This window comes from Megasphaera indica, from assembly GCF_046614755.1.
In the GTDB taxonomy this organism is placed as follows: Bacteria; Bacillota; Negativicutes; order Veillonellales; family Megasphaeraceae; genus Megasphaera; species Megasphaera intestinihominis.
The window spans coordinates 43,381-59,977 of the sequence record NZ_JBKKJR010000015.1; the positions used below are offsets into that span (position 1 = coordinate 43,381).

Genomic DNA, 16,597 nt, shown 5'->3' on the forward strand with positions numbered 1-16,597 from the left:
ACCCTCCGTTTACATTTGGAACTGGAAGTAGTTGGCTACGTTGTTATAGCAGATATCTTCGACGAGCTGACGGAGTGCGTCTTCATCGTTCGGATATTCGCCGTTTTCGACGAGATTGCCGATCCAGTTGCAGAGGATTCGGCGATAATATTCATGACGGGCATAGGATAAGAAGGACCGGGAGTCGGTCAGCATCCCCAGGATGTTGCCAAAGACGGACAAGTTAGCAATACTCGTCATCTGGTCGATCATGCCCTGTTTCGTATCATTGAACCACCAGGCAGCGCCCTGCTGAATCTTGCCGCGGGCTTCAGGACCCTGGAAAGCGCCGATAATAGTGCCGATCATGGCGTTATCATTCGGCGTCCCGGAATAGAGAATCGTCTTCGGCAGGATATGGCATTCATTGAGATGATCCAGGAAGGCGATGAGGCCTTTGCAGCAATTCCCTTCGGCAACACTGTCAAAGCCCGTATCCGGTCCTAACTTTCGGTACATTTCCGAATTGAGGTCGCGCAGGGTAGCGAAGTGGAGCTGCATGACCCAGCCGCGTTTGTAATATTCACCAGCCAGGTAGGTGAGGACAGCCGTCTTATAGGCTTCCGTTTCTTCTTTACTGATGCTTTCGCCTTTCAAGGCCTTGACAATGATAGCATCGACAGTCGCTTCATCGGCTTCGCGGCAGAAAACATATTCCAGTGCATGGTCTGTAGCGCGGCAGCCCATTTCTTCAAAGAAGGCGATGCGCTTGTCCATGGCTTTGCGGATATCGGCAAAAGTCTTGATTTCAACGCCGGCAGCCTGACCGAGGCGGGCCATGTAATCGGCATAACCGGCTTTGTCGACGTTCATCAGCTTGTCCGGACGCATAGCCGGATATACCTTGGCACTGCATGTCTTTTCTTCTTTCAGCTTCTGATGCCATTTCAAATCATCGGCCGGGTCATCAGTCGTGCAGATGACTTTGACATTTGACTGTTCGATCAAGCCCTGGACGCCCATGCCTTTTTCCTGCAACTTGGCATTGCAGCGATTAAAGATGTCTTCGGCATTCTTTTCCGTCAGCGGTTCGGTAATGCCAAAATAGCGCTGCAGTTCCAAATGACTCCAATGATACAGCGGATTGCCAATAGCTCGTGAAAGAGCTTTCGCATATTCGACGAATTTTTCCAAATCTGTCGATTCTGTCCCGGTAACCTTTTCTTCCGGTGTCCCATTGGAACGAATGAGGCGCCATTTATAGTGGTCACCGCCGAGCCATACTTCGGTAATGCTGCGGAAATGGTGATCTTCTGCGATTTCCTGCGGAGAAATATGGCAGTGGTAATCAATAATCGGCATATGCTCTGCATAATCGTGGAATAAATGCTTGGCCGTAGCCGTATCCAATAAGAAGTCTTTGTCCATGAATTGTTTCATTTTGTCCGTCTCCTCCCAATATAAGGCCGCTAACTTCATCGGTCATTGGTAAACTTTATTGTAAGCTCTTACATTTATCTTCACTGAAAGAATATCATGTCATTACCTAAGTGTCAACGTAATATGATTTTTCCGTATTAAATTTGAAAAATTAATCATTTTCCATGCTTTTAACTCATAATTATGAATGGGCGATCCATTTTATTATTCTTTTTGTGCCTAGATTTTCTTGTTTTCCTATTCCGCTTAGTTAAGCGCTTACATTTTACATTTTCGTATCCCCTCCTTTTTCCAGAGAAAAGTATGCTATAATGTAAGCAATCCAGATTTTTTACATAAAGAGGAACGATCGCCATGAACATCACCATTTACGACATCGCCCAGAAATGCAATGTATCGATTGCCACCGTCTCCCGCGTCCTCAACGGCAGCACACGGGTCAGTGAAAAGACACGGGCGAAAGTCCTTCAAGTTATGAAAGAAATGGGCTATAAACCCAATCCCTTCGCCCGGGGCTTAGGTCTCGATTCCATGAAAATCGTCGGCGTCATCTGTACCGACGTGGCCGATATATTCTATGCCCATGCCGTATCCCTGCTGGAAGATGGCCTGCGGAAGCACCATTTCGACGTCATGCTCTCCAATACCGGCAGCGATACAGGGCATAACGGCAAATATATTTCCGCTATGGCCGATAAGCACGTCGATGCAATCATCACTATCGGCACGCCATTTTCTTCCGAATCCGATGTCCGCCAACTCTGTGAAACGGCCCGGCAAATCCCGGTCATCACCATCAACAGCGATTACCATCAGCCCAATATGTACAGCGTCGTCTGCAATGAAAAAGAAGGCATGAAAATGGTCATCGCCGCTTTGGCTGCCAAGAACTGTCAGGACATCCTCTACATTTACGATTCCCTCACCTACAGCGGCCGCCATAAGCTCGACGGTTTCCGCCAGGGGATCCGGGAATGGAGATTGACGGAGAAACCAGAACTCATCCAGCAGATTCCCCGGACCTTGCAAGATACGGAAGCACTCATCGACCGTTTAGTCGCAGACGATATGCCCTTTGACGCCATCGTCACGTCAGAAGACATCTTTGCCGTTGCGGCCCAGCGTGCCGCCTTGCGCCATGGAAAAAACATTCCCGTCATCGGCTGCAATAACTCCATCCTGGCCCAATGTGCCACGCCGACCATTACCAGCCTGGACAATAAACTGACCAGCCTGTGCAATGCCGCCGTCCACATCGTCACCGAGCTGACCGGAAAAGAAGCTGATTCCGTCCCAGTCCGCACCGAATTCAGTGCAGACCTCGTAGAACGGGAAAGTTTCAGGAGGTGAAAAAAGAGGCTGTCGCACATGCGACAGCCTCTTTTTGAGTGGTTAGTGGCTAGGGGTTAGTGGTTAGCTGAAAGTTTAAAGGTTTTCGCTGCAAACTCCCAACTCTGAACTATAAACTATCTTTACCGGAAATACTCTGGATATTCTTTTTTCAGCACTTCTACATCACCCATGACCTTGTCAATGTGTTCGGTCATGATGCGCTTTGCCAGCTCTGTATTACCGGCAAAGATAGCGCCGACTATGCTTTTGTGCTGCTCGTAGAGAAGATGCATCTGCTCAGCAGCATCGCTGACATTGAGGACGCGGGCCCGGGCATAATCCAGGTTCGATTCTTGGACAATCTGCCAGATATGCGGTTTCCCACAGCCTTCATAAAGTAGAGAGTGCAGGGTATTATCACTCTTGAAAAATTTTTCTGCATCTTTTGAGATGATGAATTTGCCCTGCTCGAAAATACAGAATTCTAATTTCGTCCGCCACGGATCCGGAAAATCCTGGCAAGCCAGTTCTACGATAGCCCGTTCCAAGGTGACCCGGAAAAAGCGGAACTCTGCCAGCTGTTCCGTGTGAATCTTAGATACGAAGGTCCCGCGCTGCGGTAAAATTTCGAGCAGCCCCTTTTGCGACAGGCGGATGAAGGCTTCCCGCACCGGGGTCCGGCTGACATTCAAGACACCCGATAGTTCCTGTTCAGACATGGCCGTACCTGGCGGCAGCTTCAAAGACATAATGTTTTCATACAACACGCGATAGGCGTATTCCCGCACCGTTTCATTCGGCGCTTTTTCAAATAATTCCAAATTCTCCATAACAACTCCATCATTCTGAAAATCAATGCCTGCTTTTCTCAATTTCATCTTATCACAAAACGGGCACAAATTGTATATTTCCAGAAGAAAAAAAGAACCCTTTCCGACATTGGTAAATTAATTTATTTTGATTTACACACTTTTAAACGGCTTAATTACCGTATTTTTCTTTTATAACATCACGTCATTTAAACAGATTGTGTGAACGTGTAAATTTTCTAAAAGGTATTGACCTTAAAAAAACATATTTATTTCATTAATGAAACTACGCACTACAAATTATAAAGAAACGGGACTGGTGCATGATGACATAGGCCTTCATGCGTCAGTCCCGTTTTTAAAGCAACCTCTCAGACCGCCTTCGGCGGCCAGCTCTCCTATGAGGAGAGCCTTTCATCAAACGTCAAACATCATACATCAAATTTTTACTTCCGGGCAGCCTGGACGGCGGCGATGAATTTCTTGGCCGTAGCCGTGATTTCATCGGCCGTCTTGCCGCCGCCAGTGAGGGCACCGCCGGCACCGACGGCGACGCAGCCGGCTTTGATCCAGTCACCGGCGTTTTCTACATTGACACCGCCTGTCGGCATGAGCGGAGCCTGCGGCAGGGGACCATGGATGGCCTTGATGGCTTTCATGCCCAGGATCTCCCCAGGGAAGATCTTGACGACGTCAGCGCCGTATTCCAGGGCCGTAATGACGCCGTTGAGGGTCGTCGTCCCCGGCATGACGGCCACGCGGTAGCGGTTGCAGAGCTTGATTGTTTCTACATCCAGGGCCGGCGATACGATGAACTGGGCGCCGTCGAGGATGGCGACGCGGGCCGTAATGGCGTCGAGGACCGTACCGGCGCCGATGAGGACGTCGGGATTATCGGCATACTTCTTGGAAAGGGCTTCGATGACTTCATGAGCCCGCGGCGTCGTGAAAGCCAGTTCAATGGCCGTGACGCCACCTTTGATGCAGGCTTCGGACATCATCATCGCTTCTTCCGGTGTCTTGCCTCGAACGACAGCGACGACGCCGATTTCCTGAATTTTCTTAACAACATCTAATTTATCCATTACTTTATCTCCTTTTGGTTCATAAAATAATCGCAGGCCGCAGCGTAGGGGCGCCACGTGGGGCGCCCGTTCCACACCGATCGGCCATGTCCTATTCACGGTTAATGGGGCCGTTTTGCACCAATCATACGGATTGATGCAGGTGTCATTAACGCAGGTCGCAGGCCGCAGCGGTCCCATAGGGCCGCACGTAGGGGCCCGTCCCAAAGGGCGGCCCGCTTGTGGGAATCCCACAACCAACATCATGCGTTCTGTTGGAATACCGCCAGTTGTTCCCGCGTCGGCAAACCTTCGTTATCACCGGCGACCTGGATGGCCATGGCCCCGATGGCAGCGCCCCGGCGGGCAGCATCTTCCAGGCTCAGGCCATCCAAGATGGCACTGGTGAAGCCGACGGCAAAGCCGTCACCGGCGCCGACAGTATCGACGACGTGGTCGACGTGATAGCTCGGCACGCGGTATTCCTGGTCATCGGCCGTGCGGATATAGGTCCCATGGCTGCCGCCTATTTTGATGACGACAGTCTGGACGCCGCGCTGTAAGTAGTAGCCGGCGATATCTCTTTCATTGTCCATTCCCGTCAGGATCCGGCCTTCATTGAGGCCAGGCATGACGATATCGGCATACTGGGCGGCGTCGTTGATGACACGGGCCATGATTTCCTGGGATTTCCAGAGCATGGGCCGCAGGTTGGGGTCAAAGGAAATGCGCACGCCCTTACCGTGAGCCCGCATCATCAACGTATAAATCGTTTCCCGGCACGATTCTGACAGGGCCAGGGGAATCCCCGTGACGTGCAGGTGGTCGACGCCGGTCCAGTCGATACCGGAGAGGTCCGCCGGCCGGAAGTGGGAAAAGGCCGTGTGTTTGCGGATATTGGCTACCGTCGGGTCCCCTTCCAGGACCTTTTCCTTCATCTGAAAGCCTGTCATATGGTCGTCATCAGTCCAGACATAGTCATCGTGGATGCCATTGGCCTTGAGGAAGTTGCAGATACACTTCCCGAAGGGGTCGACGCCGACCTTAGAAATATACGACACATCATTGACCAGCCGGGCCATGCCGACGGCGTAATTCAGTTCCGCCCCGCAGACATGGCGGGAAAAATGTTCCGCTTCTTCCAGCGGCCCTATTTCTTCAGCAATCAGCAAGCCCATGGCTTCGCCGATAGTAAGCACTTTACTCATATTTTTCCTCCATAAGATATTTCCTAATAGCTAAAAAGCCATACACTATATTAAGTGGAAACAATTGAATTAATAAAGGGCCAAGTCCAAGAAAATACATACTTCACATGACTGGCCCTTATTCGTATTTTACAATTGTGCTTTTATTTTATCAATCATCTTTTTATAATCCGCATCAGATAAATAAATGCGGTCTGGATTCATGGTAAAGGTGCTATTCCATTCAAAATCATCTTTATATTTCGGCACTAAATGAACGTGGAGATGATGCCCTGTATCGGCGTAGGAACCATAATTTACCTTATCCGGGTGAAAGGCCTGATGGATGGCTTTCGCTGCCTTGGCGACATCAGCAAAAAAGGCATTACGTTCTTCATCGCTCAGGTCAGTCATTTCACTGACATGGTCTTTATAGGCGACGATGCAGCGGCCAGGATGACTCTGTTCTTTAAACAGGACCAGCATACTAACCGATAAATCACAAATGTAAATGCCGAATTTAGCAAGCGGTTCGCCTTTTACACAATAACCACAGTTTTGATCAATCATATTCAGCTCACCTCATCAAATAAACAATGACAAAATTAATACAACCGCTAACCCGCTAACCGAGTTAACTAATTCTAATAAGCCCCAAGTTTTAAAAGTTTGTCCCATCGACAGATTGAAGGTTTCTTTCATCATCCAAAATGCTGCATCATTCGGCATCGTAATGGTATTACTCCCAACAGCAGTTGCTAACATCAGCAATGTTGGATTAACATTAAATACCGGAATCAAAGGTGCAACAATGCCTGCCGCAGTAATCGCGGAAACAGCCCCTTGACCAGTTGCCCAACGAATAACAACCGTAATGGCAAAGGCTAAAATCAGCGGCGAGACAGATGTCCCTGCAACAGCAGCTGCAATATGATGACCGACACCTGCATCAACAATGACTTGTTTAAAAACACCACCAGCACCAATAATCATAACAACCGTAGATATCCCTTTAATAGCAGAGGAAATCGTATCAGAGGTTTCAGAAATTTTACGCCCAGCACGAATGCCAAAAACATATATAGCCACAAGTACCGCTACAAGTAAGCTAACGTTAGGGCTACCTAAAAATTCAAAAGTCGTATAAACGAAAGTACCTTTAGCAACAAAATTAGCAATAATAGTATGCCCAATCATAAAAACTGCCGGCAACAATGGTATCAATAAACAAATAGCAAAAGACGGTAATTTAAAAGACTTCAATGAGTTTTCGTCAATATTCCCTAATTTAGGAACTGCGAGGGTATCAAGACCTTTTAAAAACCGAGGTAAAATGATACCAGCACAAATAACAGAAGGAATAACTACGACCAGCCCCAAAAGATATACCATCCCGCTGTCAGCTCCAAAAGCATCCACCAAAGCTACCGGTCCTGGCTGAGGCGGGAAAACGCTATGTGCTTGTGCAACACCTGCTAATACCGGAATAATCAAATACATATAGGGAATTTTAGCTTCCTTAGCAATACTAACAACCAACGGAACAACTACCATAAACCCTACTTCAAAAAACATGGAAATACCAAAAATAATACCAACAAACATAACGCCCCATCGTAATGTGCGTGTTCCACAATGGGCAACAATAGTATCTGCAATTTTTTTAGATGCACCACAATCAGTCATTAATTGACCCAAAGCAGCCCCAAGAACGATGACTAAGCCAACTCCGCCTAATGTACTACCAGCCCCTTTAGTTATCGTTTTAACTAAAGTAACTGTATCCATTCCTTCCATAAAAGCAACAAAAATAGCAATAAGCAACAAGGCAATCATGCTGTGCAATTTCATTTTTACAGTCATGAACAATAATAATACAATTGCCACGCCTACCCATAAAACAGGTATAATGTTTTCCATAAATAGCGCCTCCTAACAAATTTTATTTTACATATTTAACTAACGTATTCCGAACGGCATGAGGACCGGCAATGAGTTCATCAAAGTAGCCTTCAATTTTTTCGCCCAGGCCGACTTCATAGAGGTCGCTGCCAAAGATGTCCTTGTTGGCTAAGATGGATTTCAACTTGCCTTTGGCCGAATCAGGATTCCCCAGGGTAATGCCTTCCAAGGCAGCCTGCAAGTCTTTCAGCAAGGGGTCCGGGCTCAGTTCAAAGTGCTTGCCTTCGTCATCGACAGCTAACAAATAACGGCACCAGCCGGCGATGGCTAAGGGGATATATTTCAAGTCCTTGGCTTTGTCGCCATAGGCTTTGATGGTTTCACCAAAACGGATTCCGACTTTTTGCGATGTATCCGACGCGATGCGCTGGGGCGTATCGGGCAGATTCCCATTGGTCAGGCGCTGTTCGAGGACTTCCTTGATGAAATCTTCCGGATTGAGGACGCCCGGATTCGTTACGACCGGCAGTCCTTCCTGGTAACCAATTTTTTCAATGAGACCTTTAATCTGCGGATCTTTCATTTCATCAGCAATGAGCGTGTAGCCTAACAGGCAGCCATATACAGCCATGGCCGTGTGCAGCGGGTTGAGGCAGGTGCACACTTTCATGCGTTCTACTTTGTCGACAGTATTGCGGTCAGTAAAGATGACGCCAGCCTGTTCCAATGCCGGGCGTCCGTTGGGGAAGGTATCTTCAATGACAAGATACTGCGCGTTTTCAGCATTGACAAAGGCAGCATACGTTCCTTTTTCCGTATGAATCAATTCCGTATCGCCAAAGCCCAATTCTTTAAGATAGCCCTGTACCTTTGCAGAAGACCGCGGTGTAATTTTATCAATCATGCTCCAAGGGAAGGTAACCTTCTGCGGGTCATTGACATAATCGACGAATCCTTTGTCGGCAACGCCATTGGCTGCCCATTCATCAGCAAATGTCAAAATGGCTTCTTTGATTTTGTCACCATTATGGGAGCAGTTATCGAGGCTCAAAAAAGCGAAAGGATAGGCGCCAGCCTGATAGCGGGCATAGGCCAAGGCAGCGATGCAGCCCATGGAACTAGTCGCCTGTTCCGGTCCCTTCTTCATGTCTTCGGCCACAGCCGGGAAGAAATTACCTGCATAATCCTTCAATTTATAGCCTTTTTCGGTAATCGTGAAGCTGGCGACCTGTAAGGAAGGATTGGTAAAGATATCTTTCAGGCGCTGCCAGTCTGCCTTAAAATCAGGGCGGCAGACGACAGATTCCATAACCGAACCGATGACTTCTTTTTCAAAACGGCCATCGGCATACATGGTGACGGCCAGGCTCAAGTTATCGAACGGACGATAGACTTTTTCAATGACTTCTTCATCATATGTTTCAGCCGTGATGATACCGGTCTTAGCCAGCCCTTTATTTAACAGATGCTGTTGAAGGGCTGCAATAAAGGCACGGAAAATATTACCGCCGCCAAAATGGACCCACTGCGGAGCCTGCTGGGTAGCTGCCTGTACCGCTTCATCATCGTAAGAATAAAGAGTGATACCAGCTTTTTCCCATTCAGCACGATTTTCTTTCAAGCTTTGCCGATTCAAATGCAACATCGTAAGTTCCTCCTTTTTATAACTGCCCGCACGTGCGGTTAATAGCATCCCATAAGCCACAGATGTAGTTAGCACCGAGGGCCCGGTCGTAGAGTCCATAGCCCGGACGGCCTTCTTCGCCCCAGATCATGCGGCCGTGGTCCGGACGGATAGGACCGTCGAACCCGATATCATAAGCGGCTTTGACGATTTCGTACATATCGAGGTTGCCGATTTGCGATTTATGAGCGACTTCGTTGAAGACCCACGGTTCATGGACCTGGATGTTGCGGATATGCAGGAAGTTCACGCGGCCCATTTTCCCGAACTTGCGGATGATGTGGGGAATGTCGTTCTGACGGTTCGAGCCAAGGGAACCGGTGCAAATGGTGAAGCCGTTGCTCGGGCTGTCGACCATGGCTGCGATTTTGTCGAGGTCGTCTTCGTTTTTGACGATGCGCGGCAGGCCAAAGACGGAAATCGGCGGATCATCGGGATGAATGGCCATCTTGATGCCGACTTCTTCAGCGACAGGAACGATGGCTTTGAGGAAATATTCCAGGTTCTTGCGCAGGCCGTCTTCATCCATGCCTTCATACTGTTCAAACAGGTGCGACAATTCTTTCAGCCGTTCCGGTTCCCAGCCGGGAAGGACGAAGCCATTGCTGTTGTCGAGGATTTCCCGGGCCATGTCCTGCGGCGTCTTGCCGGCGATGAGGTGGTAATCATAAGCCAGGACCGTCGAACCGTCGTAAAGGGGTTTAGCCAGGTCGGTCCGGGTCCAGTCAAAGACGGGCATGAAGTTGTAGCAGACCATCTGGATGCCGGCTTTGGCAGCATTGCGCAGGGACGTGATGTAGTTTTCAATATACTGGTCACGGCTGGGCAGGCCCAATTTGATGTCTTCATGGACGTTGATGCTTTCCAAATCCTTGAAGACCAGGTTGTTCGCTTCAGACTGCTGCTTGATGTGAAGCAGCGGTTCTACCGGCCATACTTCACCGACAGGAATGTCGAATAAAGCGCCGACGATACCGTCCATACCAGGAATCTGGTCGATCTGCTGCAAAGTAATTTTGTCATCTTTTTCTCCGTACCAACGGAAGGTCATTCTCATAAGGCAATCCTCCAATTATAAATTAATTATAAAATTCTTGTTTTCATTGATGTTTCTTTTATTTCTTCTGGCATTTACATACTACCATACTAGTATTCATTAGACAAGATAAGGCATCATAATTTGAATAAGTGGAATAGAAAAATTGAATCCATGATTTTTTTGCATAAAAAAACAAGGCTGTCGCAGATGCGACAGCCTTGTTTTAGTGGTTAGCAGCTAGTGGCTAGGGGTTAGCGGATGGTTTGAAATATTAAGGCAAAAAGGGACCACGTATGATGGTCAACCCCTTCATGCGTGGTCCCTCATGAACTGCAGTCTGCGAACTGCGGCCTGCAGGCTTGCCACCAGGCAAGCCCTATATTACAAAATGACGTTCTTCTGATTTCCGGCTAAGTATGCGTCGATGTTGTCAAAGACGATGACGGCGCGTTTCGCCATAGATTCTGCCGTAGCGAAAGCGACGTGCGGCGTGACGATAGTGTTCTTGGAATGGAGCAGCGGGTGATTGGTGTCGAGAGGCGGTTCGTTTTCAAAGACGTCGATGCCGGCACCGGCGATTTTACCGCTGTTCAATGCATCAGCCAAATCCTGGGATACGACGACAGGACCGCGAGCTTCGTTGATGAGGAAGGCCGTCGGTTTCATGTACGACAAGGTTTCTTTATTGATCAAGCCCTTCGATTTGTCCGTAACCGGGCAATGGAGGCTGACGATATCGGCCTGTTCCATCATTTCTTTCATGGGCAGGTATTTAATCAGTTCCGTATCTGCTTTATGGGAGAAGCCGTTATAGGCGATAACCTTGGCGCCAAAGGCATGGACCAGTTCGGCGACGCGATGGCCGATATGACCGGTACCGACGAGGGCGACGGTCTTGCCTTCCAGTTCGTTGCCGACGAGGCCGGCTTTCGTACCGCCAGCACGGCAGGCTGCATCGACCTGAGGTACGCGGCGGAGCAAATCGAGCATCATGGCGATGGTCAATTCAGCTACGGCAACTGTCGAATAGCCGGACGCATTGCTGACTTTGATGCCTTTGGCTTTGGCCGCATCGAGAGCGACGTGGTCGACACCGGTAAAGGCGACGTCGATGTACTTCAAGTTCGGGCAGGCATTGATGACTTCGGCTTTGAGGGGCATATTGGCGATGATGAGGATATCGGCGTCCTTGGCTTCTTCAATCTGGACGGCCGGGTCATCGTTGCGTTCATACGCAGCGAATTCATAGCCTTTTTCTTTCAAGGGTTTCACATACGAATCAAGTAATTCCTGGCTGATACCTAACGATTCCAACAAGACAATTTTCATTTGTAAAATCTCCTTTCAGCATAGGTAATATCTTGATTTAATTATACGCATATATCGGCAATTTGTAAGCTATCTATGGGAAATCAGTATAGGTATACCCTCTATATGATAAAAACATATACTATTTTTCGTCTAAGGCCGCTTGTACTTTAGCATATAGGCTCAATAATAGTTTTCGTTCCTCTGGCGACAGGCCTTGCAGAGCCCGTCGCCGATGAGCTGTCACAAAGGGTTCTGCCTGGGCGAACAAGTCCTGGCCGGATGCTGTCAATTCGATATACTTTCCCCGCCCCTTTTCCATAGGATGGCGGCTAATGAGGCCTTTCTTCTCCAGCCGGCTCAAAGTGCGCGTAATAGCTGCCGCTTCTACCTTAAAATGACGTATCAAATCGGCCTGGGCAATGCCGCTATTCAAATGGATGAAGTTCAGGACCATCCATTCCGAGCTGTGAAGTCCCAAAGGCGCTACACAGCCATTTAAAGTCCGGGAAAAGATACGGGTCGTACAGAATAACTGCCGCACCAGTTCATCGTCTTGCCGGTCTCGTACATCCATCATGATACCTCTCAATCTTCATGGATATCAGCGACAGCTCCTTTCCCCGCTTTCTGGCTGGCCATGACATCGCTGCCATAACGATAATGACAGAACATAAACAGGACAGCAAAGCAGATCATGAGAGCTGTAACGCTCCAGTACATGTGACGGTAACCTACCATGCCGGCGATGACGCCTAAGACGAGGATACCCGTGCTGGTGCCGATATCGAGCATATTATAGAAGGTCGCGCTGGCAGAACTGCGCCGTTCCGGGCGGACCATATTCAAAATCCACGTCAGCAGGGCCGGAAGCAGCAGGCCTGCACCTAAGCCATAAAAGACGGACGCTGCCAATAAGACCGTGAGCGAATGAGCTGCCATGATGAGCAATAAGCCGATCAAGTACAAGACCGATCCGGGCATGACGACGGCAAAAGCACCTTTAGCATCGAGGAGACGGCCGCCAAAAGGACGGGAAATGAAGACGAACAGCGTCCCGATGATGAAGAACAGGCCGGCATTTTCGATATGCGCTTCAGCAGCCATCATGGCGATATACGTATTGACACTGCCATAGGCGGCACCGAAGAAAATCGTCAGAATAGCGGGAAGGCCCGTACCGGTTTCACAGATGCGGTCGCGCAGAGAAGCCTTTTCCGTCACTTCTACACGGCGGACTTTCTTGCCGGCATGACAGAAGACACTGGCAAGGACAGCCAGGAAGGAAACGGCGGCCGAGGCAAAGAACAGGGCTGCTGGGCTGATGTCATTGAGTAAAAATAAACCAACAGCCGGAGCCAGGGCCATCATGACCGTACTGCCCAGGCCGAAATAACCAATCCCTTCGCCGCGGCGGCTGGCCGGGATGACATCGGCGACGATAGCTGCCGCAAAGGTCGTACTCAGGCCAAAACCGAAGCCGTGGAGGATGCGGGCGGCGACGATGGCGTGGATACTATCAAACATATAATACGACACGGTAGCCAAAATGGAAAGGGCCAGGCCCAGGTAAAGGCACTTCTTTTTCCCTAAATAGTGGACACCCGTATCAGTGAACAGACGGATACAGATGGCCGAATAACCAAAGATACCGCCGATGAGGCCGATTTCCCCGCCCGTAGCCCCTAAGCTGGCCGCATAGAGGGTAATCGTCGGCAAGAGGAAATGAAACCCGGCAAACAAAAAGCCGTTGGCCAGGACCAGAGCCATGAAATCACGAGTCCATAATCTTTCTTTTATCACTGCAATCGCTCCTTTTATAATTGACTAGTCAAATTTATTGACGGAATCTATCATAACACCGTTATATTGACTAGTCAATACTATGGAGAAAAAAGGCGCTGTCGCATGAAGACAGCGCCTTTTTGAGTTTTAAGTTTACAGTTTGTAGTTTTTAGTGAATGTTTTTAAATTTAAAGCCATCTTCTGCAAACTACAAACTCTGTACTACAAACTATAAAGTAAATGGAGCCTTGCATTATGGCAGAAAGCTTCGTGCGACAGGCCCCTACAAAGTCCATAATACAAACTCTATCACAGTGTCTTCAACTTGAGGTGCGTCGCCTTGAGGAGTTCTTCCATGGACGAAGCGCCGACGATTTCTGCGGCTTTGAGGACGATGTAGGCACAGGCGCGGGCGTCGTCCAAGGCCTGATGGTGATGGAAGGAATAGCCCAGGTGACCGGCGACGGTGTCCAGTTTATGATTGGGCAGGTCCGGCCAGACGCGGCGGGAAATCTCGACAGTGCAGGCATAGGACGCCTGGGGCTTTTCCAGGTGGTACGTCTTCAGCAGGCTGCGCAGGACCCGCGTATCGAAGACGGCATAGTGGGCGACCAGGATGCGTCCTTCCAGATGAGGGCGGATGCGGTCCCACAGGGCATCGAACTTCGGTTTATGGGCGACCTGGTCCGGCGTGATACCATGGATCTGGATATTGCCCGGATCAAAGACTATGAAAGGCGGTCGGATGAGGGTATAGCCTTCTTTGACACAGCGGTCGTCATTCATGGTGACCGCAGCCAGGGAGCAGGCACTGTTGGCGTATTTATTGGCCGTTTCAAAGTCGATGGCCGTAAAATCGAGCATAATCTACCTTCCTTTTTGACAAACGAACGAATTCTATTTACAATAGCTACAAATCTTATTTCTGCGAGGTATTCCCATGACGAGCGAACAACACCAGTTCACGGCCCAGGGCCGGACCTTCCCGGTCATCCTGGTCCGCAAGAAAGTGAAAAACATCAATCTCCACGTCCGCAGCGACGGCACGCTGTACCTGTCGGCACCGGCCCGCGTCCCCTGGGCTTATATCGAGGATTTCCTGGAAAAGAAGACGGACTTCATCATCCGCGCCATCCGCGAAATGGAAGAACGGAAACAGAAATTCCCCATACTGACCCTCAGCGACGGCGACACGCTCTATCTGGCAGGCCAGCCCTACAGGCTCGACGTCCGCCTGGGCCTGCACAACAGCATCCGCCGCAGCGGCCAGACGGTCTTCATGGAACTGGCCGATGACACGCTGGTCATGCGGCAGAAGCTCTACCATAAGCTGCTGCAAGCCCTGGGGAAGAAACTCTTTCCTGCCAGTTTGTCCCGTATGCAGCCCTTATTCGCCGGCCTCGCCCTGCCCGACCCGGTCCTGAAACAGCGGGTCATGCGGTCGCGCTGGGGATCCTGCATGCCCCTCAAAGGCATCGTCACCATGAACACCTACCTGGCCATCATGCCTGAAGCCATCATCGACCACGTCATGCTCCATGAGCTCTGCCATTTTCTCCAGCCCAATCATTCCCGCCATTTCTATGACGCCATGACCATCCGCATGCCCGACTGGAAAGCCCGGCGCCAGGCCATGGCGAAGTATCTGCCTTACTGTGTCTGATGGTCGGCAGGAATCGTCGCCGCCAGTTCCGGCCGGCCATCTTGGAAGGTCATGATGAAGACGTCTTTAATGGCATCGTGATTAGCATCGAGGGAAATGGTCCCCGTCGCGCCATCGTAATCGATGGTCTTCACTAGTTCCCGGGCCACATCGGCTGCTTCGGCTGACTGACAGCGTTCAATGGCATCGGCCGTCATCATGAAGGCGTCGTACCCCAGGGCGGCATAACTATCCGGCCATTCCCCATACTTTTCATAATAAGCCTGGGAAAAGCGCTTGGCCGCATCCGTCGCGTCGTGGCCGGCATAATGGTCCGTATAATAGACCTGGGTCAAATAATCCTTGTCGACATCTCGTTCCATCTTGGGTCCATTCCAGCCGTCCGGCCCTAAGAGGGGCAGGGAAACGCCGTGACTGCGCAGCAGCTCGATAGCCGGTATCGTCCAGTCATCATAACCGGGCAGATAGATGACGTCGACCTGTTCCCGCTGCAACAAGGGCAGGTATTTAGTCAGGTCCAATACATTTTCTACGGGAATATAGACGGGCACGTCACCGCCGCTGGCAGCAAAGGCACTGCGGAAATATTCGGCCAGGCCCTGGGCATACATCTTGTCCGGATAATAAAAGACTGCCGCCCGCTTGACATGGAGCTGTTTCAGCGCATAGTCGGCCATGGCCCGCCCCTGGGAAGCATCGATATAAGCGGCGCGGAAAATATAGCGGTACACCTCATGGGACTGGGCATCGACGGTGATATCCGGCTGTGTGCAGGCCGGACTGATGAGGGGAATCTTCACGGCTTCCACGTTGGGGATGACAGCCCGCGTACAATCGGCCAAATCCGGACCGATGATGGCCGACACATGGCGCACCGTGAGCTGCTGGATAGCGGCTACGGCATCTTCCGGTTTGCCATGATTATCGACCGATACGAGCTGAACGGGCTTACCTAAGAGGCCGCCCCGGTCATTGACCATATCCTTGGCCAGTTCGATGCCCCGTTCCGTCGATGTCGAATAGGACATACCCTTGCCGCTCAAGGCCAGGTTCGTCCCGATGAGGACCCCTGTATTGGCTGGCATCAAAGAACAGCCACTCAAGAGAAGGATGACAAAAAGCATACAAAAGCCGAGTATCTGCATGTTTCTCTTCATAAACGCGCCTCCTTCCTGGGGGATAGTAAAGGGGCTGTCGCAGATGCGCCAGCCCCATTTAAGTGGTTAGTAGTTAGTGGCTAGGGGTTAGCGGATGGTTTTAAATTTAAAGCAAAAGGGACCGCGCATGATGGCAAAATGAGCTGCCCCCCAATAGTTAGACCAAAAATCTAACGATTGGGGGTCAGTTTTTTTATGGCAAAACACAGTTATGAATTTAAGAAAAAAATAGTGCTGGAATACTTGAG

At 49.9% G+C, this 16,597-nt stretch carries 15 protein-coding genes; 2 read left to right on the forward strand and 13 right to left on the reverse strand.

What is annotated here, in order from left to right:
- Window positions 1-9 precede the first annotated feature (9 nt).
- Window positions 10-1,419, reverse strand: coding sequence for a glucuronate isomerase (gene uxaC, locus ACFCTO_RS08485; RefSeq protein WP_499876725.1), 1,410 nt, complete (start codon window positions 1,417-1,419; stop codon window positions 10-12).
- A gap of 354 nt (window positions 1,420-1,773) precedes the next feature.
- Here uxaC and ACFCTO_RS08490 point away from each other — a divergent pair, with 354 nt between their 5' ends.
- Window positions 1,774-2,769, forward strand: a complete 996-nt coding sequence (locus ACFCTO_RS08490; protein WP_337947779.1) for a LacI family DNA-binding transcriptional regulator — start codon at window positions 1,774-1,776, stop codon at window positions 2,767-2,769.
- 122 nt (window positions 2,770-2,891) lie between these two features.
- Here the strand turns inward: ACFCTO_RS08490 and ACFCTO_RS08495 are convergent, their stop codons facing one another.
- The 11 genes from ACFCTO_RS08495 to ACFCTO_RS08545 form a co-directional block, all read right to left on the reverse strand.
- Window positions 2,892-3,581: a GntR family transcriptional regulator gene (locus ACFCTO_RS08495; protein ID WP_499876726.1), complete on the reverse strand. Its 690-nt coding sequence runs from the start codon at window positions 3,579-3,581 to the stop codon at window positions 2,892-2,894.
- Between the two features lie 425 nt (window positions 3,582-4,006).
- A complete protein-coding gene (locus ACFCTO_RS08500; protein WP_303147759.1) occupies window positions 4,007-4,645 on the reverse strand; it encodes a bifunctional 2-keto-4-hydroxyglutarate aldolase/2-keto-3-deoxy-6-phosphogluconate aldolase in 639 nt (212 codons plus the stop codon).
- A 242-nt stretch (window positions 4,646-4,887) separates the two neighbouring features.
- On the reverse strand, window positions 4,888-5,832 hold the full coding sequence (locus ACFCTO_RS08505) for a sugar kinase (RefSeq protein WP_499876727.1): 945 nt from the start codon (window positions 5,830-5,832) through the stop codon (window positions 4,888-4,890).
- A gap of 129 nt (window positions 5,833-5,961) precedes the next feature.
- Window positions 5,962-6,381 carry an HIT family protein gene (locus tag ACFCTO_RS08510; protein ID WP_370836687.1) on the reverse strand — a complete coding sequence of 140 codons (420 nt, stop codon included), beginning with the start codon at window positions 6,379-6,381 and terminating at the stop codon, window positions 5,962-5,964.
- 15 nt (window positions 6,382-6,396) lie between these two features.
- Window positions 6,397-7,731, reverse strand: a complete 1,335-nt coding sequence (locus tag ACFCTO_RS08515) for a gluconate:H+ symporter (RefSeq protein ID WP_499876728.1) — start codon at window positions 7,729-7,731, stop codon at window positions 6,397-6,399.
- 22 nt (window positions 7,732-7,753) lie between these two features.
- Window positions 7,754-9,358 carry a mannitol dehydrogenase family protein gene (locus ACFCTO_RS08520; RefSeq protein ID WP_303147766.1) on the reverse strand — a complete coding sequence of 535 codons (1,605 nt, stop codon included), beginning with the start codon at window positions 9,356-9,358 and terminating at the stop codon, window positions 7,754-7,756.
- Between the two features lie 16 nt (window positions 9,359-9,374).
- Window positions 9,375-10,454: a mannonate dehydratase gene (gene uxuA / locus ACFCTO_RS08525; RefSeq protein WP_292301455.1), complete on the reverse strand. Its 1,080-nt coding sequence runs from the start codon at window positions 10,452-10,454 to the stop codon at window positions 9,375-9,377.
- Window positions 10,455-10,817: 363 nt separating this feature from the next.
- Complete coding sequence (locus tag ACFCTO_RS08530; RefSeq protein WP_020310313.1) at window positions 10,818-11,765, reverse strand: 2-hydroxyacid dehydrogenase; 948 nt, start codon at window positions 11,763-11,765, stop codon at window positions 10,818-10,820.
- A gap of 121 nt (window positions 11,766-11,886) precedes the next feature.
- Entirely contained in the window at window positions 11,887-12,324 is a 438-nt protein-coding gene (locus tag ACFCTO_RS08535; protein ID WP_499876729.1) for a MarR family winged helix-turn-helix transcriptional regulator, read from the reverse strand.
- Between the two features lie 8 nt (window positions 12,325-12,332).
- Window positions 12,333-13,547, reverse strand: a complete 1,215-nt coding sequence (locus tag ACFCTO_RS08540) for an MFS transporter (protein ID WP_499876730.1) — start codon at window positions 13,545-13,547, stop codon at window positions 12,333-12,335.
- Window positions 13,548-13,838: 291 nt separating this feature from the next.
- Window positions 13,839-14,393 carry a 3'-5' exonuclease gene (locus ACFCTO_RS08545; protein WP_499876731.1) on the reverse strand — a complete coding sequence of 185 codons (555 nt, stop codon included), beginning with the start codon at window positions 14,391-14,393 and terminating at the stop codon, window positions 13,839-13,841.
- A gap of 76 nt (window positions 14,394-14,469) precedes the next feature.
- Between ACFCTO_RS08545 and ACFCTO_RS08550 the strand changes: the two genes are divergently transcribed.
- On the forward strand, window positions 14,470-15,192 hold the full coding sequence (locus ACFCTO_RS08550) for a M48 family metallopeptidase (RefSeq protein WP_302485628.1): 723 nt from the start codon (window positions 14,470-14,472) through the stop codon (window positions 15,190-15,192).
- Here ACFCTO_RS08550 and ACFCTO_RS08555 read toward each other — a convergent pair.
- Entirely contained in the window at window positions 15,180-16,349 is a 1,170-nt protein-coding gene (locus ACFCTO_RS08555) for an ABC transporter substrate-binding protein (protein WP_292106810.1), read from the reverse strand. The genes ACFCTO_RS08550 and ACFCTO_RS08555 overlap by 13 nt on opposite strands.
- Window positions 16,350-16,597 lie beyond the last annotated feature (248 nt).